22 protein-coding genes are annotated in these 20,300 nt (G+C 57.6%); 19 read left to right on the plus strand and 3 right to left on the minus strand.

Annotation, left to right across the window (positions count from 1 at the left end; genetic code table 11):
* The first annotated feature begins 126 nt into the window (after window positions 1–126).
* The gene (gene trmB, locus VE23_RS23815) at window positions 127–918 is read left to right on the plus strand and encodes a tRNA (guanosine(46)-N7)-methyltransferase TrmB (protein ID WP_048744707.1); all 792 of its coding nucleotides are present in this window, start codon (window positions 127–129) and stop codon (window positions 916–918) included.
* Between the two features lie 96 nt (window positions 919–1,014).
* On the opposite strand, the gene VE23_RS23820 is transcribed toward trmB, so the two are convergent.
* The gene (locus VE23_RS23820) at window positions 1,015–1,581 is read right to left on the minus strand and encodes a phosphatase PAP2 family protein (RefSeq protein WP_049869363.1); all 567 of its coding nucleotides are present in this window, start codon (window positions 1,579–1,581) and stop codon (window positions 1,015–1,017) included.
* Window positions 1,582–2,192: 611 nt separating this feature from the next.
* On the opposite strand from VE23_RS23820, the gene VE23_RS23825 reads away from it, so the two are divergent.
* From VE23_RS23825 to VE23_RS23845, 5 genes are all read left to right on the plus strand, one after another.
* Window positions 2,193–3,434, plus strand: a complete 1,242-nt coding sequence (locus VE23_RS23825) for a glycosyltransferase family 2 protein (protein WP_049869842.1) — start codon at window positions 2,193–2,195, stop codon at window positions 3,432–3,434.
* Window positions 3,435–3,674: 240 nt separating this feature from the next.
* A complete protein-coding gene (gene infC / locus VE23_RS23830; protein ID WP_083436217.1) occupies window positions 3,675–4,238 on the plus strand; it encodes a translation initiation factor IF-3 in 564 nt (187 codons plus the stop codon).
* Between the two features lie 28 nt (window positions 4,239–4,266).
* A complete protein-coding gene (gene rpmI / locus VE23_RS23835; protein ID WP_021881591.1) occupies window positions 4,267–4,467 on the plus strand; it encodes a 50S ribosomal protein L35 in 201 nt (66 codons plus the stop codon).
* A 49-nt stretch (window positions 4,468–4,516) separates the two neighbouring features.
* The gene (gene rplT / locus VE23_RS23840; RefSeq protein WP_048744710.1) at window positions 4,517–4,876 is read left to right on the plus strand and encodes a 50S ribosomal protein L20; all 360 of its coding nucleotides are present in this window, start codon (window positions 4,517–4,519) and stop codon (window positions 4,874–4,876) included.
* Window positions 4,877–5,106: 230 nt separating this feature from the next.
* Window positions 5,107–5,496, plus strand: coding sequence for a hypothetical protein (locus tag VE23_RS23845; RefSeq protein WP_176587493.1), 390 nt, complete (start codon window positions 5,107–5,109; stop codon window positions 5,494–5,496).
* A 32-nt stretch (window positions 5,497–5,528) separates the two neighbouring features.
* Here VE23_RS23845 and VE23_RS23850 read toward each other — a convergent pair whose 3' ends face one another.
* The gene (locus VE23_RS23850) at window positions 5,529–5,987 is read right to left on the minus strand and encodes a GNAT family N-acetyltransferase (RefSeq protein ID WP_021878410.1); all 459 of its coding nucleotides are present in this window, start codon (window positions 5,985–5,987) and stop codon (window positions 5,529–5,531) included.
* 642 nt (window positions 5,988–6,629) lie between these two features.
* On the opposite strand from VE23_RS23850, the gene ilvB reads away from it, so the two are divergent.
* From ilvB to VE23_RS23870, 4 genes are all read left to right on the plus strand, one after another.
* Entirely contained in the window at window positions 6,630–8,378 is a 1,749-nt protein-coding gene (ilvB, locus tag VE23_RS23855; RefSeq protein WP_048744711.1) for a biosynthetic-type acetolactate synthase large subunit, read from the plus strand.
* On the plus strand, window positions 8,375–8,866 hold the full coding sequence (gene ilvN / locus VE23_RS23860; RefSeq protein ID WP_049869364.1) for an acetolactate synthase small subunit: 492 nt from the start codon (window positions 8,375–8,377) through the stop codon (window positions 8,864–8,866). Before ilvB ends, ilvN begins: the two co-directional genes overlap by 4 nt.
* A gap of 233 nt (window positions 8,867–9,099) precedes the next feature.
* A complete protein-coding gene (gene ilvC / locus VE23_RS23865) occupies window positions 9,100–10,092 on the plus strand; it encodes a ketol-acid reductoisomerase (RefSeq protein ID WP_048744713.1) in 993 nt (330 codons plus the stop codon).
* 151 nt (window positions 10,093–10,243) lie between these two features.
* A complete protein-coding gene (locus VE23_RS23870; protein ID WP_048744715.1) occupies window positions 10,244–11,788 on the plus strand; it encodes a 2-isopropylmalate synthase in 1,545 nt (514 codons plus the stop codon).
* A 208-nt stretch (window positions 11,789–11,996) separates the two neighbouring features.
* Here VE23_RS23870 and VE23_RS23875 read toward each other — a convergent pair whose 3' ends face one another.
* Window positions 11,997–12,572 (minus strand): GNAT family N-acetyltransferase, encoded by a 576-nt coding sequence (locus VE23_RS23875; protein ID WP_048744716.1) that lies wholly within the window; start codon window positions 12,570–12,572, stop codon window positions 11,997–11,999.
* 216 nt (window positions 12,573–12,788) lie between these two features.
* Here VE23_RS23875 and leuB point away from each other — a divergent pair, with 216 nt between their 5' ends.
* The 9 genes from leuB (at window position 12,789) to VE23_RS23920 (ending at window position 20,251) form a co-directional block, all read left to right on the plus strand.
* Window positions 12,789–13,865 (plus strand): 3-isopropylmalate dehydrogenase, encoded by a 1,077-nt coding sequence (leuB, locus tag VE23_RS23880; RefSeq protein WP_048744718.1) that lies wholly within the window; start codon window positions 12,789–12,791, stop codon window positions 13,863–13,865.
* A 195-nt stretch (window positions 13,866–14,060) separates the two neighbouring features.
* On the plus strand, window positions 14,061–14,609 hold the full coding sequence (locus VE23_RS23885; protein WP_021878419.1) for a peroxiredoxin: 549 nt from the start codon (window positions 14,061–14,063) through the stop codon (window positions 14,607–14,609).
* Between the two features lie 213 nt (window positions 14,610–14,822).
* A complete protein-coding gene (locus VE23_RS23890; RefSeq protein ID WP_049869366.1) occupies window positions 14,823–15,275 on the plus strand; it encodes a hypothetical protein in 453 nt (150 codons plus the stop codon).
* 23 nt (window positions 15,276–15,298) lie between these two features.
* Window positions 15,299–15,514, plus strand: a complete 216-nt coding sequence (locus VE23_RS23895; protein WP_021878421.1) for a hypothetical protein — start codon at window positions 15,299–15,301, stop codon at window positions 15,512–15,514.
* 137 nt (window positions 15,515–15,651) lie between these two features.
* On the plus strand, window positions 15,652–16,077 hold the full coding sequence (locus VE23_RS23900; RefSeq protein ID WP_049869367.1) for a hypothetical protein: 426 nt from the start codon (window positions 15,652–15,654) through the stop codon (window positions 16,075–16,077).
* 117 nt (window positions 16,078–16,194) lie between these two features.
* Complete coding sequence (gene sigI / locus VE23_RS23905; protein ID WP_232317085.1) at window positions 16,195–17,010, plus strand: RNA polymerase sigma factor SigI; 816 nt, start codon at window positions 16,195–16,197, stop codon at window positions 17,008–17,010.
* Window positions 17,007–18,287, plus strand: coding sequence for an anti-sigma factor domain-containing protein (locus VE23_RS23910; protein WP_049869370.1), 1,281 nt, complete (start codon window positions 17,007–17,009; stop codon window positions 18,285–18,287). The genes sigI and VE23_RS23910 overlap by 4 nt, the downstream gene beginning before the upstream one ends.
* Before the next feature lie 171 nt (window positions 18,288–18,458).
* Window positions 18,459–18,878 carry a hypothetical protein gene (locus VE23_RS27155; protein ID WP_048744722.1) on the plus strand — a complete coding sequence of 140 codons (420 nt, stop codon included), beginning with the start codon at window positions 18,459–18,461 and terminating at the stop codon, window positions 18,876–18,878.
* On the plus strand, window positions 18,878–20,251 hold the full coding sequence (locus tag VE23_RS23920) for an ATP-binding protein (protein ID WP_048744724.1): 1,374 nt from the start codon (window positions 18,878–18,880) through the stop codon (window positions 20,249–20,251). The genes VE23_RS27155 and VE23_RS23920 overlap by 1 nt, the downstream gene beginning before the upstream one ends.
* Window positions 20,252–20,300: the final 49 nt, after the last annotated feature.

Here is a 20,300-nt window from a genome sequence, read left to right on the forward strand (position 1 = left end):
GCACCAAGCCGGGTTTCCGGCACGGGAGCCGCTTTTATTTTTTGGAGCAGCCGCCTTTACAACGCTCTCCGGATTCGGCACAATAAGATAGTTCATAGAAGAGACAGTGGAGGATGGCATAGATCAATGCGTTTACGTGGAAGAAAAGGAATCCGGGAGGAGCTTGAGGCGCTCCCGCAGCTGGTCGTGCTGGACGCGTCCGGCCTCAAGGGCAAGTGGAATGAGTTTTTCGGCAACGACAAGCCGATCCATATCGAGCTGGGAATGGGCAAGGGACGCTTCATCAGCCGGCACAGCGTGCTGAATCCCGAGGTCAACTATATCGGCGTCGACATGTATGACGAGCTGATCCGCAGAGCGGCGGAGAAGGCTCTGGAGGCACGCGCCGAAGCGGGACAAGAAGGCTATCCGCCGAACCTGGCCCTGCTCCGGGCGAACATCGAGGGAATCGGCGAGATGTTCGCGCCCGGCGAAATCGAGCGGATCTATCTGAATTTCAGCGATCCCTGGCCGAAAGCGAAGCATGCGCGCCGCCGCCTCACGCATCCGCGCTTCCTGGAGCAATACTCAAGCATTCTCAACGAGTATGGGGAAATCCATCAGAAGACCGACTCGCGCCTTCTGTTCGAATTCTCGCTCAACAGCTATGCGGAGACCGAGCTGCAGCTGCGGAACATCTCCCTGGATCTCCACCGCGACGAGGTCCGCGAAGACCTTGTTCTGACGGAGTACGAGGGCAAGTTCATCAAGCAGGGAATGCCGATCCACCGCTGCGAGGCCGTCGTCGGGGCCAAGGCGCTGGCCGCCTACCGCGAGGAGAAGCAAGCGAGGCGCAGCCGCGAAGCCGCCAAGGAACGCGAGGATGCCGAGAAAGCAAGGCAGAAGGCCGGCGTTCCGCTCGGAACCGGCAGCGAATAGCGTATCGGTCAGGGCCGCAGGCCCTGACTCAGGAGAAAAGGCTGTCCCTCCGGAATGCGTTCCGGAGGGACAGCCTTTGTTCGTCTGATCCGGCGCTCAGATGGAGCTGCCTATGAATACGACCGCCAGCATAGCGGTGAACGTGCCGAGCAGCGCGCCCGCCCCGACATCCGACGGATAATGGAGCCCGAGATACATTCTCGACCAGCCGACCGAGCAGGCGATGGCAAGGCCGGCGAACAGGGCAAGCGGGAACGCGGCTCCCGACGCTGCGGCATACAGCAAAGGGACCGTCCAGGCGAATATGGCTGTCGTATGTCCCGAAGGGAAGGATGAATCCTCCAGAGGGCTCTTGCCGGTACGGACCCCCTCGAGCGCCTGGTAAGGCCGCAGCCTCTTCATCGTGCGCTTGACGAGCGCGACGGGCAGATGGCTCGCGATGACGGCGATCAGGCTCTGAACGCCGGCGAGCCTCCAAGAGCCCGAGCCCAGCAGAACGAGCAGGGCGGAGGAGGCCAGCGTGAACGTGGCTCCGCCCATATGGGTGACGGTCGACAGCCAGCGGCCGGTAACCGCACGCAGCCTGGCATCGGCAGGTCCGCGGTTGAGCCACAACAGCAGCCGCCGCTCCTTGGTCCGGAGCCATCCGATAATTTCGCCCATGCATTCGTCCTCCCCGAAAATGGCGTTATCCTATGATAACCTACACCGACGCAAATGGAACAACCTCTGGCGTTATTTATCCTTTGCCTGGACTTATTTTATCCTTCGATTGTTAGAAGAGGATTAAGAATTATTAATGGAAGACGCTTTGTGTCCCGGAAAAGGTTTTATTCTATTGTCGGGATGGTAATGATGGAGGAAGGTCCGGGCCGCATGGGACTTGGGATCCCCGTTGTTCACAGCTTCGACAAGACCTGCTGTCGCTTGTCCGGAACTTTTCCCGCATGACAGTCGTAGTTAAGGACGAAAGCATCAAAACGCCAGCAAATGCACGAGAACGGCGGTTAAGGCACGCAAATAAGGGTATCCTACCCGTTAGCGGCTGATGCAAGCGTTTTTCTTGTTTGTTTGGGGCGTTAGGAACGTTTTTCTGCTTTTGACAAAGAGCGGGGAACCGTGGAAAATCAGAATGGTCATTTTACAAAAAGCTGACACAGACAGAGACACATTACAAAAAGCAGACACAGACAAAAAAACGACAAAGAGAAAATGAGCCCGAACGTACAGAGAGAATATTAAAATTGGGGTCTCAAGGGGGCAACACTCGCATGATCGCTAATTCCGTTATGATCGCTTTGCAGATTTTCCTTGCTTTTATCGGGGTGTACCAGTTCGTTCTGGCGCTGTTCGGCATCCGCAGGAAAAAGAACCGCGTCCAGCACAAGCCGCAAAAATCGTTTGCCGTCCTGGTTGCCGCGCACAACGAAGAGAAAGTCGTCGGCGCATTGATCGAGAACTTGAAAAACCTGGATTACCCGAAAGAGCTTTACGATGTGTTCGTCATCTGCGACAACTGCACGGACGGCACGGCGGACATCGCCCGGAGCATGGGCGTCCATGCCTGCGAGCGCCGCAACAATCAGCTGAAGGGCAAAGGCTACGCCATCGAGTGGATGCTCAAGGAACTGTGGGCAATGCCGCGCCAGTATGATGCTGTCGTCATGTTCGATGCCGACAACCTCGTCAAAACGGATTTCCTGACCCATATGAACAACGATCTCGTCGAAGGCCATCAGGTCATCCAGGGCTATCTCGATACGAAAAACCCCGATGACTCCTGGGTTACAGCCTCGTACGGCATCACGTATTGGTATTGCAACCGCCTCTGGCAGCTGTCCCGTAAAAATCTCGGCATGGCCAACTTCCTCGGCGGCACGGGCATGACGTTCGACACCGCGCTGCTCAAAGAAATGGGATGGGGCGCCACCAGCCTCGTCGAGGACCTTGAGTTCTCCATGCGCTGCGTTCAGCGGGGCGTCCATCCGGTGCTCAACTACGACGCCAAGGTTTACGACGAAAAGCCGGTCAGCTTCAAGGCTTCGGCCCGCCAGCGTCTCCGCTGGATGCAAGGGCACTTCACGGTTGCCCGCCATTATTTCTTCCCGCTGCTCTGGGCAAGCATCAAGGAACGCAATTTCGTCAAGTTCGATGCGGCGCTCTATTCGATCTCTGCCTACACGACGTTCCTTGGCTTCGTCGGCACGGCGCTGATCTGGATCGACAACATCATTCCGGCCGACAACATCTTTACTTCCATTTACGCGTACCTGCCTGTCTGGGCGGCTGGAGCCGCATTCCTCGCGGCTGCGCTGATGTTCCCGCTCGTCATGGCTCTGGAAGGCATCAAGTCCGGCAAGATGTATGCCCATCTCGTCTCCATGATCTTCTTCCAGCTGAGCTGGCTGCCGATCACGTTCTATGCGTTCTTCACGCAGAACAACAAGCAGTGGAGCCATACGCAGCATACGCGCGTCATCCGTCTGGAGGAAGTGCAGAGCAAGCAGGCTTCCTGATTGTTCGGTGCTGGCCTTTATGCAATCTGGAATGGTGGTTGACATGCCTTGCAGGGCATGATATAGTAGTCAAAGTTGTTTTCCAATATCTTTCGCATAAGCAGAAGCACCCGCTTCTCACCTGACCGATAGTTGTCGGCTGGTCGGCGATACCTGTAGCCGGATGGCTCTCCTTGCGAGAGGCGCATCCGCCCATACGGAGTGTCAAGCGGGTCCGATCTGTCGGATCCGCTTTTTATTATGGTTGAAGGCATCATTGGAACCAATCCCATTCGGAGGTGGACGATTATTAGCAGAGATCATCAAATTAATGACGATATCCGGGCACGTGAAGTACGCCTGGTCGGTCCCGAGAGCGAGCAGCTCGGCATCAAGCCGCTCCGCGAAGCCCTGCAGATGGCCATCGACGCCAACATGGACCTCGTCAACGTAGCCCCGCAGGCCAAGCCTCCGGTATGCCGGATCATGGACTATGGCAAGTTCCGTTACGAGCAGCAGAAGAAGGACAAGGAAGCCCGCAAAAACCAGAAGACGGTTGATCTGAAGGAAGTGTGGTTCCGCTCCAACATCGACGAGCACGATTATCAGACCAAGCTTCGCAACGTCATCAAGTTCCTCGGCGAAGGCGACAAGGTCAAAGCCTCGGTCCGCTTCCGCGGCCGCGAGATCGCGCATGCCGATGTCGGTCAGCGCATCCTGGAGCGTCTGCTCAAGGAAGTCAACGACATCGTCAACGTCGAACGTGTGCCGAAACTGGAAGGACGCAGCATGATCATGATTTTGGCACCTAAGAACACCAACTAAGCTAGATTAATTCAAGGAGGATATCGACATGCCAAAGATGAAGACTCATAGCAGTCTGAAAGACCGCTTCAAAATTACGGGAACTGGCAAAGTTAAACGCTACAAAGCTTACCGTAATCACCTTCTCTCCCACAAATCCGGCCGTGCGAAGCGCGTTCTGGCTACCCAGCCGAACATGGCGGCGGGCGACATTCGTCGTCTGGCTCAAGGCCTCGCTCAACTGAAATAGTCCATTTTTACCGGTTTATTGATATTAGAACTTACAGGAGGGTATCATCATGGCAAGAGTAAAAGGCGGATTCGTTCGCGCCCGTCGCCGTAAACGGATTCTGAAGCTCGCAAAAGGTTACTTCGGTTCCAAGCACCGTCTATTTAAAACAGCAAAGGAGCAGGTAGGCAAATCCCTGCTTTACGCTTACCGCGATCGTCGCCAAGTAAAACGCGACTTCCGCAAGCTGTGGATCGTGCGCATCAACGCTGCTGCGCGTCTTAACGGCCTTTCCTACAGCAAATTCATGTTCGGCCTGAAGCAAGCCGGCGTCGAAGTGAACCGCAAGGTTCTTGCCGACCTGGCCGTGAACGACATCGGTTCGTTCAACAGCCTGGCTGACGTTGCCAAGCAAAAGCTGAACGCTTAATATAAAGAGCCGGTTGTCCGGGATGCGAATCCCCGGGCAGCCGGCTCTTTTTTTGTTTCCTCCTCTGCTGGTATCCACTCGTTTCGACCTGCGCTGCGGCGAAGAAAGGCGAAGCCGGCGCATAGCCGGCAGCAGGCCGTTCCACGAATTTGCCCGGGGCATAGACATCTGTACAGGCGTCGGGCTCCTTTCCTGAATAAGCTGAAAGGAACGGGAAAGGAGGAATAGCGTTGTCTGCGATTTCCAAGGAACAAGTACGCGCCCTGGTGGGCAAAGAAGTATATGTCATGCGCAAGGACGGAACCGTCGCCAGCGGAAAGCTGGAAAAATTCGCGAATGACCGGTTGTATATCCGCCCCGTAGAGTCTGGACAGAAGGCGGGTACGAGAGCATTCATTCTCCCTCTCGTCCTGTTCGACCTGCTCGCGATCGGAACCATTCCCTTCTTTGCGGGGGGAGGGTTCGGAGGCGGATTCGGTCCCGGTCCGTACGGTCCGTACGGTCCCGGCGGTCCCGGCGGTCCCGGCCCTTACGGTCCGTACGGCCCCGGCCCTGGCGGCCCCGGTCCGTACGGCCCCGGATGCTGCCCGCCATACGGCGGCGGCAAAGGATTCTACTAAGCGCTGTGCTGCCTCGCCCGCCGGTGCAAGGACTATAGCGGCTTGAGCAGCTCGGTCACCTTGTAGCTCTCATGATGGCGCACCGGTTCGTACCCTATGCGTTCGTAGAACCGGCGCGCCTTATCATTGGCGTCGTCCACGAAGAGGAGGGCGAGGACACAGCCCTCGGCAGCTCCCGCGGCTTCGGCTTGCTTCATCAGACTGCCGCCGACTCCGGCATTCCGGCAGTCGCGATGGACAGCCAGCATGTCGATATGGAGAATGCCCTGTAGGAACTGGTAGTGGACGAATCCCGCAGGCTCGCCTTTTTTGCCTGCGACGGCGACGATCGTCCTCCCATCGCGGAATCGTCCGGGCAAGGAACGGATGACGGTCGGATCATCGGTCTCGGTGCTGTAGGACAAGGGCAGCAATTCCGTGCGGATCAGGCGGACAAGCCCATCGAGATCTTTGCGCTCGTTCATCGGGCGGTAGTGGATGGAGGTTTTCACGCAAGCCGTCTTCCCTTCTGGCTGGACGAGGCTGGATGGCGCGGGCGATCGAAACCCGGCTTCCGCAACCTTATTCTATGCAGCGGCCCCCGAGGTTGCGAAACAGCAGCTTGAGGAGCCTTGTACATAACTTTTCTCGTTTGTGCATACACTTGGTATTGACGGATGGTAATGACAGACCTATAATAAGTCTCAAGCTTATACCCAATCGGCTATGATGAGGACGAAGTGTTAAGGGCCCTACTGTACAGAGAGCGACGGATCCCGCTGCAACCGCCGCCAGCATCCCTTTCCAACGAGCTCACCTCGGAGCTGTTTTCCTGAAAAGACACCGGTCTTAGTAGGGAGAATCGCATGGCATGCGTTAAAATGCCGAAGTAGAATGATCAGGCGTGCACGCCCTTTTCTACTTCATGAGGCTCCGCATTGCGAAATGCGGCAGCAAACCTGGGTGGTACCACGGAAGATACAGTCTTTCGTCCCTATGCTTCGGCATAGCGGGCGAAAGACTTTTTTGTTTTCCGCGCTGCGTTCACCGTGTAAGCGGGCGGCGCAACGCAACGCTTGCGTCATTGGACTTGAAAGGAGACGAAGGCGGACCGTCGACACCGCCGCCGTCATTCACGAAGGGAGGAACACATGATGGTTATGCAGGGCGAGGCTCTGAAATCCAAGGAAGAAATCATGGAAAAAATGAGGAAGCCGGAAGTGATCAGCGGCTCCGAAATTCTTCTCCGCAGCCTGGTGCTCGAAGGCGTGGAATGTGTATTCGGTTATCCCGGCGGCGCGGTATTGTATATCTACGACGCCATGCACGGGTTCTCGGATTTCCACCATGTGCTCACTCGGCACGAGCAGGGAGCGATCCATGCGGCCGACGGTTATGCGAGGGCATCCGGCAAGGTCGGGGTGTGCATCGCCACTTCGGGACCGGGGGCGACGAACCTCGTCACCGGCATCGCGACAGCTTATATGGACAGCGTGCCGCTCGTCGTCATCACGGGCAACGTAGCGACCAATCTCATCGGCACGGACGCTTTCCAGGAAGCGGACATTACGGGAATCACCATGCCGATCACGAAGCACAGCTTCCTGGTGCGGACGGCCGAAGAGCTGCCGCGTGTCATTCACGAAGCGTTCCACATCGCGAACACGGGCCGGAAAGGGCCGGTGCTGATCGATATTCCGAAAGATGTATCGGCCGCGATGACCATGTTCGAGCCGGTGAGCGGCGAAGTCAGCCTGAGAGGCTACAACCCCAATACGACGCCTCGCAAGCCTCAGCTCGACAAGCTGGCGAAGGCGATCGGCGAAGCGGAGCGTCCGCTCATCCTGGCAGGCGGAGGAGTGGTTTACTCCGGAGGGCATGAAGAGCTGCTGGAATTCGTCACGAAGACCGGCATCCCGGTCACGACGACGCTTCTTGGCCTCGGCGGATTCCCGAGCGGCAACGACCTGTGGGTCGGCATGCCGGGCATGCACGGAGCCTATGCTTCGAACAAGGCCATTCAGGAGAGCGACCTGCTGATCAATATCGGCGCGCGCTTCGATGACCGGGTGACGATGAAGCTGGACGGCTTTGCGCCGAAGGCCAAAATCGTCCACATCGATATCGACCCGGCCGAAATCGGCAAAAACGTCCCGACCGACATTCCGATTGTCGGCGATGTGAAAATCACGCTTGGCCTGCTCAACGAAGAAGTCGGCTATGCCGCCAAAGCGGATGCATGGAGAGCCCAGATCCAGGCTTGGAAAACGGAGCAGCCGCTCCGCTACCAGGATTCCGACACCGAGCTCAAGCCGCAATGGGTCATCAGCATGATCCACGATACGACGAACGGCGACGCAATCGTGACGACCGACGTCGGCCAGCATCAAATGTGGGCAGCCCAATATTATCGTTTCAACAAGCCTCGTTCCTGGGTCACCTCGGGAGGTCTCGGCACGATGGGCTTCGGATTCCCTTCCGCGATCGGCGCCCAGATGGCCAATCCCGAACGTGTCGTCGTCAGCATCAACGGAGACGGCGGCATGCAGATGTGCGCGCAGGAGCTCGCGATCTGCGCCATCAACAACATTCCGGTCAAGGTCGCCATCATCAACAATCAGGTGCTTGGAATGGTCCGCCAGTGGCAAGAAATTCTCTACGACAACCGGTACAGCCATATCGACCTCGCCGGAAGCCCGGACTTCGTCAAGCTGGCCGATGCATACGGAGTCAAAGGCTTCAGGGCTTCCAACAAGGAAGAAGCCGAGGCGGCGTGGAAAGAAGCGCTCGCGCATCCCGGTCCTGCAGTCGTGGAATTCGTTGTCCGCAAGCATGAGAATGTATTCCCGATGGTAACCCAGGGCAACACCATTGACGTCATGCTCATGGGGGATGAACAATGAACCGCAAATACACGATCGCCGTACTCGTCAACAACCAGCCTGGAGTGCTGCAGCGCGTATCCGGATTGTTCGGACGCCGCGGCTTCAATATCGAAAGCATCACGGTAGGCGCCAGCGAAGAGGCCGGACTGTCACGCATGGTCATCGTCACCGGCGGAGACGACAAGCTCCTCGAGCAGGTATCCAAGCAGCTCTATAAGCTGATCGACGTCATCAAGGTCGTCGATGTGAGCGCCAATCCGATGGTGGAGCGGGAGCTGGCCTTGATCAAGGTCACCGCCGAGCCGTCCGCGAGACCGGAAATTCTCGGAGTGGTCGAGACATTCCGCGCTGCCGTCGTCGATATCGGACCGAGCACTCTCATCGTTCAAGCCGTCGGAGGACCCGACAAGATCGACGCGATGATCGAGCTGCTGCGCCCTTACGGCATCCGCGAGCTCAGCCGCACCGGCGTAACCGCGATGAATCGCGGAGCTGTCCGATCCTAGTTTGAATTTTTTGATAAGTTCGACAACGCGCCTATAATGCTATAACTTCTACCTATAAAGCCGACTTTGAGCGGGAGTTTAGGGAGATCGACGACAAAGCAAGTTCTGGCTTCTGCAGCAGCGAGAACCTGAGACAAAGCATGAACTAGCTTTAGCAAAAGCCAGCTTTAATGCGTCATCTCTTTAAACACCCGCTCAAAGGGGTTTCAATCCAAAGGAGGCATCATCTCATCATGGCAGTTAAATTATTCTACGAAAACGACGCGGACCTCAGTGTTCTGCAAGGAAAAACGGTAGCAGTAATCGGATACGGCAGCCAAGGACACGCTCAGGCGCAGAACCTGCGCGACAGCGGCGTCAAGGTCGTCATCGGCCTGCGCGAAGGCAAGTCCGCCGACAAAGCCCGCAATGACGGCTTCGAAGTCGTATCCGTGGCCGACGCGACCCGCAAGGCGGACGTTGTCCAAATTCTGATGCCGGACGAAACGCAAGCCCAGGTATACAACGACGAGATCGCTCCCAACCTCAAAAAAGGCGCGGCTCTCATGTTCTCCCACGGCTTCAACGTCCACTTCGGCCAAATCGTGCCGAGCAAGGACACCGACGTACTGCTCGTCGCTCCTAAATCCCCGGGCCACATGGTCCGCCGGACGTACGTGGAAGGCTTCGGCGTTCCTGGACTCATCGCGGTCGAGCAGGACGCTACGGGCAACGCTCAAGCAATCGGCCTTGCTTACGCGAAGGGCATCGGCTGCACGCGCGCCGGAGTATTCGAGACTTCCTTCCGCGAAGAGACCGAGACCGACCTGTTCGGCGAGCAAGCCGTTCTCTGCGGCGGTACTTCCGCCCTGGTCAAAGCCGGATTCGAAACGCTCGTTGAAGCCGGCTACGCTCCGGAGATGGCTTACTTCGAGTGTCTCCACGAGCTGAAGCTGATCGTCGACCTGATGTATGAAGGCGGCCTTGCGTCCATGCGCGATTCCATCTCCAACACGGCCGAATACGGCGACTATGTCACCGGTCCCCGCATCGTGACCGACGAAACGAAAAAAGCGATGAAGGAAGTTCTTTCCGACATCCAGCAGGGCAAATTCGCACGCGACTTCATCCTTGAGAACAAATCCGGCCGCGCGATGCTTACGGCTACCCGCCGCAACGAGTCGGAGCATGCGATCGAGAAGACAGGCGCGCAGCTTCGCGAGCTGATGCACTGGATCAAGAAGTAAGGAACAAGCATCAGAAGCGCCCCGCAGGCGCATCCATAGAAGCGGACTTGTCCGCTTCCCACAGGCCGCGCGCTTCTTCCCCAAGGAAAGAGGCGCGTTCGCCGCTTCAATGGATTAAATCCGCATATACTCAAGAAACGGAGGTGCCGGCGTGCGCAAAATCTATATTTTCGATACGACGCTTCGCGATGGCGAGCAGTCGCCCGGAGTCAACCTGAATACCAAGGAAAAGGTGGAAATCGCCCTTCAGCTCGAAAAGCTGGGCGTGGACCGCATCGAGGCAGGTTTTCCGGCCGCGTCGCCAGGGGATCTGGCCGCCGTGCAGGCCGTGGCCGCAGCAGTCAAGCAGGCAACGGTCATCGGCCTTGCCCGCGCGGTGGAAAAGGATATCGACGCGGCCTGGGAAGCTCTCAAGGACGCGGCCGACCCTTGCATCCATATTTTTCTCGCGACCTCGCCGATCCACCGCAAGCACAAGCTGAAGATGGAGAAGGAGCAGGTGCTGGCGGCGGCGGACAAAGCGATCCGCTACGCGAAGCAGCGCTTCGCCAAGATTGAATTCTCGCCGGAGGATGCGGGCCGCACGGAGCTGGATTTCCTGTGCGAAGTGACCGAGATGGCGATCAAGGCGGGCGCTACCGTCGTGAACATCCCCGATACGGTCGGGTATATGACTCCGGCCGAGTTCGGCCATATCTTCAAGACGCTGAAGGAAACCGTACCCGGCATCGACGGCATCCAGCTCAGCGCCCACTGCCATGACGATCTCGGCATGGCGACGGCGAACGCTCTGGCTGCCATCCTCAACGGAGCCGACCAGATCGAGGGCACAATCAATGGCATCGGCGAGCGCGCCGGCAACACGGCGATTGAAGAGGTCGCGCTGGCGCTGGAGACGAGAGCGGCGCTGTACGGCGCCAAGACCGGGCTTCATCTCAAGGAAATCGCGCGTACCAGCCGTCTGGTCAGCAAGCTGACCGGCATGGTCGTGCCGGGCAACAAGGCGATCGTCGGGGCGAACGCTTTTGCGCATGAGTCGGGCATCCATCAGGACGGCATGCTGAAGGAGAAGACGACGTACGAGATTATTTCTCCCGATACGATCGGCGTGAAGGAATCGAAGCTCGTCATGGGCAAGCACTCCGGCCGCCATGCGTTCCGGGAGAAGCTGATCGATCTCGGCTACGAGCTGGAGGACGAAGCCTTGAATGCGGCCTTCGCCAAGTTCAAGGATCTCGCCGACCGCAAGAAGAACGTGACGGACGACGATCTGCTGGCGATGCTGGAGGAGAAGCTGGTCGACACGCCGGAAATCTATGCCCTGGAGACGGTGGAGGTCCATTACGGCAACCGCTCTACGCCGAAGGGCACGGTCTCGATCAAGGTCGAGGGGCAGGGCGTGCAGACGCGCACGGCGGAGGGCAACGGCTCTGTCGACGCGCTGTTCAACGCGATCGACCTCGTGACCGGAGAAGCGGTCGAGCTGGAGGACTACTCCATCAAGTCGGTTACCCATGGCAAGGACGCGCTCGGCGAGGTCCATGTCGTGCTGCTGCAGGATGGCGTGTCGGCGCAAGGCCGGGGAGTAAGCACGGACATTCTTGAAGCGAGCGCGCGCGCCTACGCGGATGCGCTCAACCGCCTTATCGAGAAGCGCAAGGCGCCGGGCCGCCGCGACCGGATGAGCCTGATCTGACGTTTGCTGAACGGTATGAAGGCCAAAAGCGCCTGCCCATCGGGGCAGGCGCTTTTTTTCGCGTGGCTTCAGAAGCTTATGAAATCGAGCTGTCAGCTGCTTTTGAAAAACAAGCTGCAGGCTCTTTTGAAAACAAGCTGCAAGCTCTTTTGAAAATAAGCTGCAGGCTCTTTTGAAAATAAGTCGTGAGCTGCTTGTAAAATTAGCGTCAGCTGCTTGGGTCCGCTTTCAGCTTCGCGTAAACGCACATATCCCGCCACTCGGTCCTGTCCGCCGACAGCTCGCTCTGCTGCAGGATGCCTTCGAGGCGGAAGCCGAGCTTCTCCGGAATCGCCCGGCTCCGCGCATTGAGTCTGTCGCAGCGGATTTCCAGGCGGCGTGCTTCCAGGTGGACGAAGGCGAAGCCGCATATGGCGGCTACCGCTTCGGTCACGTACCCATTGCCGGCGCGGCGGCTGTCCGCCCAGTACCCGATTTCGAATGCGCGGGCGTTCCAGTCGATATGATGAAGGCCGACGCATGCCGCCATCTGCCCGCTTGCTTTCTCCAAGGCGACAAAACGGAGCTTCTCCCGCTTGAGGAACCGTATCGCCGATTCCCGCGAATTCAGCTCGGCCTGCTCGACGCTATGAGGGGACTGAGCCCAGGACATCCAGGCTCTGAGCTCGTCGAGGGAGGCGTTGATCGTCTCGCTCATCATCGGGCCGTCTCCTTGCTGCGCCATCCTCATTACGAGGCGTTCCGTCTCGACGCTTGTCGGGAAATCAATCAGGATCGGGTTCATCGTTTCGACCGCCTTTTTTATAGCTGATTATACTTCCGATAGAGACAATTGGAAACAAATGCCGCTGACAAAGGGGGAAGGTCGGCGGCTGACGGTACCTATAGGTTATGCCTATCAAACCGATAGCTATCCTATCTTGGAGCCTTATAGCGCGATGTGGTACAACTGTTGATAGTGATTATCAATCGTTGAGAAGAAGACGGGAGCGTGTCCATTATGGCAGAAGTAAAGAAAATCGCGGTGATCGCGGGCGACGGAATCGGACCGGAAGTCGTCGGCGAAGCCATCAAGGTGATCAAGAAAGTCGAAGAGCTGTACGAATACCGCTTTGAATTCGAGCATGGCCTGTTCGGCGGAATCGCCATCGACGAGAAAGGAACTCCGCTTCCGCAGGAAACGCTGGAAATTTGCCAGAAGGCGGATGCCGTCCTGCTCGGCGCGGTAGGCGGGCCGAAATGGGACAACAACACCAAGGAGCTCCGTCCGGAAACCGGGCTTCTCGGCATCCGCAAGGCGCTCGGGCTCTTCTCCAACATCCGCCCGGCGACAGTGTTCGACTGCCTGAAGGATGCCTCGACCTTGAAGCCGGAAGTGCTGGAGGGTACCGACCTGATCGTCGTGCGCGAGCTGACGGGCGGCATCTACTTCGGCGAGAAATTCCGCCGCGAGGGAGAGCATGGCCAAGAGGCGGTCGACACCTGCGTGTACAACGTGCAGGAGGTGGAGCGCATCGTGCGCCAGGCGTTCGACATCGCCATGACGCGCGGCAAGCGGCTTGCCTCCGTCGACAAAGCCAACGTGCTGGAGACTTCCCGCCTCTGGCGCGAGGTCGTGAACCGGATCGCGCCGGAGTATCCGGAGGTGGAGCTTGAGCATGTGCTCGTCGACAACTGCGCCATGCAGCTGCTTCGCCGTCCGTCGAGCTTCGACGTCATCGTGACGGAGAACATGTTCGGGGATATCCTGAGCGACGAGGCTGCCATGCTGACGGGCTCCATCGGCATGCTGAGCTCCGCTTCCCTCGGAGAAGGCAGCTTCGGCCTGTACGAGCCGGTCCACGGCTCGGCGCCGGATATCGCTGGCCAAGGCATCTCCAACCCGATCGCGACCATTCTGTCCGTCGCGCTCATGTTCCGTCTGACATTCGGCTATGCGGACGCGGCGCAGGCGATAGAGGACGCGGTCAAGGAAGTTCTCGATGCCGGCCACCGTACAGGAGATATCGCTGTGGACAAATCCAAGGCGATCGGAACGGAAGAAATGGGACGGCTTATTGTAGAAGCGATCCGCTGATCCCGCCTTTCCGAATGGAACCCGAATACTGAAGCCCGCCTTGCAGAATAGAGTCAAGAATTCCGAATTCCAGCTTGTTATGTCGGTCAAGTCATCCTTTCAACCGATTTTGACTCCGTTCGGATGGAATGATATCATCTTGTTTGAACAGGACAAGAAACTGCACGCTTCACGCGTCGAGGAGGAAATAGACCTATGGCAGAACGTTTGGTCGGCCGCCCGGCTCCGGATTTCACGATGGAGACCGTTGACGGCCAAGGACAGCAATTCGGCAAGGTATCCCTTTCGGATTATCGCGGCAAATGGCTGGTGTTCTTCTTTTATCCGCTTGATTTCACCTTTGTATGCCCGACTGAAATTACTGCGCTGAGCGATGCGGCTTCCGAATTCACGAAGCTTAACACCGAGATTCTCGGCGTATCCATCGACAGCATCCATAGCCACAAGGCGTGGATCAACACGCCTAAGAACGACAACGGCTTGGGCAAGCTGAATTTCCCTCTCGCCGCCGATATCACGAAGCAGGTATCCCGCGACTACGGCGTCCTGATCGAAGAGGAAGGCATTGCCCTGCGCGGTCTCTTCATCATCGATCCGGAAGGCGAGCTGAAATACCAAGTCGTCAACCACAACGACGTAGGCCGCAGCGTAGAAGAAACGCTTCGCGTCCTTCAAGCGCTCCAATCCGGCGGTCTCTGCCCGATGAACTGGAAGCCGGGCGACAAGAACCTCGTCACGAACTGACCTTCGCAAGCAGACAAGCCAGGGCATACGCCCTGGCTTTTTTGTTCGTGCTGTCGACCCGCCTCGGGCATTCCAGCTATGGAGAACGCCCATCTGGGTTAATCTGGATATCGAAAGGGTATTTGAGTATAGTTGAAGACAGGACAGAACATCCACTTTGGCCTTTTCAACGTCTTTCTATATAGACCTTGTACTCAGAAGGAGGCGGGCAGCTTGCATTCAGAACCGGCCGAACCGACCGGCATCTATTCCGCTCGGCATGCGGATGGCGCCGAAGCGGTTCGAAGCGGCTTGGAGCGTGTCAGGAAAATGCTGGCCAAAACCGAGCATTTGATGGGAGCGGCAGATGAAAGAACCCGCCGCGTGGAGCAATTGACCCAAAGGGCCTCGGAGCTGCTGGGCGCTTTGAGAGAGGGAGCAGAGGCGCTGAAGGCGGCTGAAAAGGCTGCATCGGATGAATCGGTCCTGCTGCCGGAGGGCGGAGCGGACAAGACGATCATGGACACGGCTCCGATCAGCGTCGGGCTGGAAGAAGCGGCAGAAATCGAGGAGCTCGTGCGGGCTATTACGGGGGAAATACGCGAGCTCCAAAGGGAACGGATGCCTTTTTTGATCGAGGCTGCGTCCGGCGGGCGCCAGGCGGTTAAAGATAACCAATACGAATGATTGGACAGGGAGGAATGACTGTCATGCCGGACTACAACCGGGAAGAGCCCAAGCCGGAGATCGCCCCTCCGGCCTCGCCAGAAGTCGAACCGCCAAAGGAGCCGGAGATTCGGCCCGAGCCTTCCGCTCCGGAGATTCAACCCGGCCCTCAGCCGGTGCCGGAGATTCCGGACTTGCCGTCCGAACCGGGACCGATTCCGGATTCGCCGACCGAAGTCCCGCCGCCCAATCCGCTTTGAGCGGAATTCAGCGGCAAAGGAGCAGCAGAGGGCGCAGGAATGATGCGGTGCCGCATCGAATACAATTTCCATACCTGTTGCGAAGAAACCGAAGCTAGGAAGGTATAGGCCAAAGGCAGTTCAAGGAGGGAAATACCATGAGTTTCTGCTGCGGAGCAAGCATGATTGGAACCAAAGGCACGCTCAGGCATTACCGGACTCACATCCATAACGTCCCTATTTTGTTCTGCCCGGTTTGCCATCGTGTGGATATTCATTATATGATAGAGAGCGAATATGAAATATTGGCTGAATATGCGCATGGCGACGGAGTGACGGAAGTCGACTTCCAGGATTACGTGGACCAGAAAGGAAAGTCCATCTTCGAGAACTGTGTCAACCACGATCATGAGGATCCGATGGACGTGGTGGCCAGCCAGATCGACATGGCTCTGGACCTGCTGAGCTTTTCCAAGCAGCTCGGGGACCACGCATGGGAAGAAGAGCTGAAGAAGCGGCTGGCGATTTTGAATCTTCGCCGCAACAAGCTCAAAGCCAAGCGGGCTTCCGAGGGATTCTGCTGACCGATGCCATTCAATGCCTCCTGGATGCAGGAGGCATTTTTTATTTTCGTCCACTCCCATTAACGGAGCGTTGCCTCCGAATGATATAGACAAAGCGAGGTGCAGCCCTTGCTGCTGATGCTGTTCAAAAGATGGCTTGGGCTTTCAGCCAGGCGCAAAGAGGAGTCCGGGCACAAGGCGGATTCGCTGAACCGGCTGATCAAGCAAGCGCAGGATGGGGACAGGGCAACCCGGGAACGCCTGATCGCCGACTACCGGCCCTTTATCCTGAAGGTCACAAGCCGATTCTGCAAGCGATATGTCGATCCTTCCCGGGATGACGAGTTCAGCATTTCGCTGATCGCCTTCGATGAAGCGATCAGCCAGTTCTCGCCGGAATCCGGCCGTTCGTTCGCGGGATTCGCCGAGACGGTCATCCGCCGGCGGCTTATCGATCATGTCCGCAAGGAACAGCGGCATATCCGCTCCCTGCCGGCCGGCTCCTTCCAAATGGAGGAAGAAGAGGAGACGTTTTATTCCCTCGCGTTCAACAGGCAGGCGGTGCTCCGCTTCAACCAGGATCAGGAAGCAGAGGAGAGGCGCCAGGAAATCATGGAATTCACGGCTGAGCTGGCAGCCTACGGAATCCGATTCGCGGATCTGGCGGAATCATCTCCGAAGCATGAGGATTCCCGGATTCTTCTGCAGGGAATCGCGGCGAAGCTGGCCAAGCAGGACCGCTTGTTCAGCGTCCTGCTGGCTACCCGGCGGCTGCCGGTCAAGGAGCTTACGGAACTATCCGGCGTGTCGCGCAAGACGATCGAGCGCAACCGGAAATATTTGATCGCCGTATCGCTGCTCGTCCACGGGCGGTACCCCTATTTGAAGCATTATATACATATAGAAGCGCTCAAGGAGCAAATCGAGAAGAAGGCAGGAGGGACAGGGCTGTGAGCAGCAGAGGCATCGTCATGGAGGCCAGAGGCAACAAGCTGGTCGTGCTGACGCAAGAAGGCGGCTTCCGGAAAGTGAGGGGGCTCGGAGACGAGAGAATCGGCCAAGAGATCGTCCTTACGGCACAGCGGAAGCTGCTCAGAATGCCCAAGGGCCTCATTCCCGCCGCCGTCATTCTGATTCTGATCGCCCTGCCTGCTTTCTGGGCGGCTCGGGCCGAGGCTCACCCGGTGGTCGCTTACCTCAGCCTGGATGTGAATCCCAGCTTTGAAATCGGCGTGGACCGCGAACTGAACGTGCGCAAGCTGGAGGCGATGAACGACGATGCCCTTCCGTTCGTTGAAGGACTTCAATACGAGGGGCTGCCCGCCGAAAAGGTCATGGAGCTGCTGGCCCGGAGACTGGCGGAATCTTCCTATCTGGGCACCGGCGGCGGAGCGGAAGTCATCCTGGCCGGAGTCAAGCTGGATGCGGGAGCGGGCAATGCGGTGGCGCAGCTGAGCCGGCAGGCCGAGCAGGCGCTGCTGAGCGCAGCCGGTTCCGCCCAAGCTTCCGGAATCCATGTCACCTCGCTGGAATCCACCGAGGCGGTTCGGGAGGCGGCGGCCGCCAAAGGCTTGTCCACGGGCAGAATGACGGTGTATTTGCTGGCCAAGAGCCAGGGCTACAATGTCAGTCTGGATCAATTCCGCAGCGGGGCGATTCGGGAAGTCCTCTCCTGGGACGGAGGCGTGGACGCTTTGGTCGGCGACAGCCAAAAAATCGGCAGCGAGAAGCTGCAGGAGCAGCTTGAACGCGAGAAGAAAGTCGCTGCGACCGCGCTTCCTCCCGCATCTCCCGTACGAAAGGCATCTCCAGCTCCCCAGGAGCGGCCTGCCGGCGCAGCCGTCCGCCAGCAATCGGCCAAGCCGTCAGCGTCTCCCAAGCCTTCAGCGTCTCCCAAGCCGTCAGCGAAGGCTTACAAGCGGGATGCAGCCGGGGCAGGGGACAGATCGGGCGCCGAGCGGATTCGCGATTCCAGACAGCGGGCGGAGCATCGGCATTGGCAGGGCGGAGAGCCTAAATCGTTCGGCGATCCGGAACGGAAGCGCCTCGAGGCCGAAAAGCTGCTGAAGGAAAAAGCTGAAGCCGCACGCGCAAAGCTGGATGACAAGGCGCGCAAAGCATGGCAGAAACGAAGAGCAGAGATTGAGGAAGCCTTGAAGCGCCGTCATGAAGAAATGGAACGGCATGCCGGACAGCAGCGCGGCCATAACGAACAGCGCAAGCCGAATTGACCCCGCGCCGGAAGCCCGCTCCACACCTATCCTGATGCTTCCGAAACTAGCAATATTCGACATTATTTCCGATTGACACTGATATTGGCGAAACCTATGATAAATGTACGAATACGACGGCTTGAACACGTATCCAAGCATCCAGAATGGAACGGGGGGGCGGACTCGTACATGGAGATGGAATTGTTCAACATCAACAATGTCAAGGATGCCATCAAGGCTCGCCAGAGAGGCAGAGAGCTTGCGAGGGATCTCGGCTTCGGTATCATCGACCAGACGCGGATCGCGTACGCCATATCGGAATTGTCAGGCTGTTTCGTGGAAATGCATCAAAGGAGCCAAATGCTGATGGGACGGGTAAGGGGCGATTCCGGTGAAACCGGAATGGAATGGTCCTTGATCGGCAGCAGCGATTTTTCCCCCGAGATGGAGGAAGAATGGAAATCGCTCTGGTCCGAGGAATGGGATATGGCCATTACCCGCCGAGTCGGCACCTGCATCACTTTCCGCAAGTGGCTGCCTCCCTCCTACTACATGGACTCTACGCCGGTGCAGCTTCAGCTGTTCGCCACAGGAGAGGAGCAGAGTTAATGCAGGCAATTCGAAAGCGCTATTTTCCGGCGCTTGCCGAATACATCCGCAGCGGTAGCGAGGCTTCGCTCTATCAGGCTACGGAACTTGGGAAGACCTTTCACAATATCGGCCCCGAAGAGGTTATAGCCGTCCATGAAGAATGCATGCGCAACATCGTCCTCAACGTAGAGTCGGAGGAAGCGCTGGAACTGTACAACCGGTCCTTTCTATTTTTGATCGAGCTGATGGTCGCCTACCGGTTCCGGCATCAGCAGGAGCGGACGCCGGATCAGAGGTACACGGAGATGCGGGAGATGCTCTCCCGCTCTTATCGTTCCTTCGAGAGGGTCAAGAGCAAGTATGAGAATGTCCTGCAGCATATGGACAGCGGCATCGCCCTCTTCGACAACGACAACATGCTGACGTTCATGAATCTGCAGATGGCGAGATTCCTGGACGTTCCCCGCAAAACGCTGATCGGCTGCAGCATCCTCGATATTTTGAGGCATCAGCAGCTGAGCCGCACGACGAGGCGGCTGCTGGTGAGGCTCTACCGGGAAATCATCCTTCGCCGAAACAAATACTTCGAGTTCCAGGACAGCAGCGGACGGCATCTGCTGATTACGGCCACCTCCAGCGAGCAGCTGGACGGCGATTATCTGATCAGCATGAAGGACGTGTCCGAGTACAAGCAGATCGAGCAGACGGCATACCAGAACGACAAGCTGGCGATGCTCGGCAAGATCGCCGCATCCATCGCGCATGAAATACGCAATCCCCTGACCTCGATACGGGGATTCATCCAGCTGCTCCGGCCTCATCTGGTCGAGCTGGGCAAAGAAGAATACGCCAAGATCATGGTGGCCGAGATCGACCGGGCCAACGACATCATCTATGAGTTCCTCAACTCCTCCAAGCCTACGGCACCGATGAAGCAAACCATCTCCCTGACATCATTGCTCAAAGAAGTCAGCCTGCTCAGCGAGAGCGAGGCGCTCCTGCACAATTGCGAGATTTACCTGGAATCGCATGAAGTCGACATGCTGGTCTCCATCGACGTCAAGCAGATCAAGCAGGTCGTTCTGAATATATTCAAGAATGCGATGGATGCCATCGGAGAGCTGAACGGGGAGAGGCCCGGAAGGATCGATGTGGTGCTGCGAAGACAAGCCGGATTTGCCGAAATCACCGTCAAGGACAACGGCAAAGGAATGGATCGTTCGACGCTAAACCGTCTGTTCGATCCTTTTTTTACGACCAAGGAGTCCGGCACGGGTCTCGGCTTGTCGGTCAGCTACCGGATCATCCGCAATCACGGCGGCACGATCCGCGTTACCAGCTCTGCCGGTCAAGGTACGGTGTTCACCGTTTATTTGCCAATCGCAGAGTAAGGGCTTAAAATCGGGAGGGTACAAGCTCCCGTTTTTTGCTTTTTAATAG

It is taken from the genome of Paenibacillus sp. D9 (assembly GCF_001188365.1).
Lineage (GTDB): Bacteria > Bacillota > Bacilli > Paenibacillales > Paenibacillaceae > Paenibacillus_O > Paenibacillus_O humicus.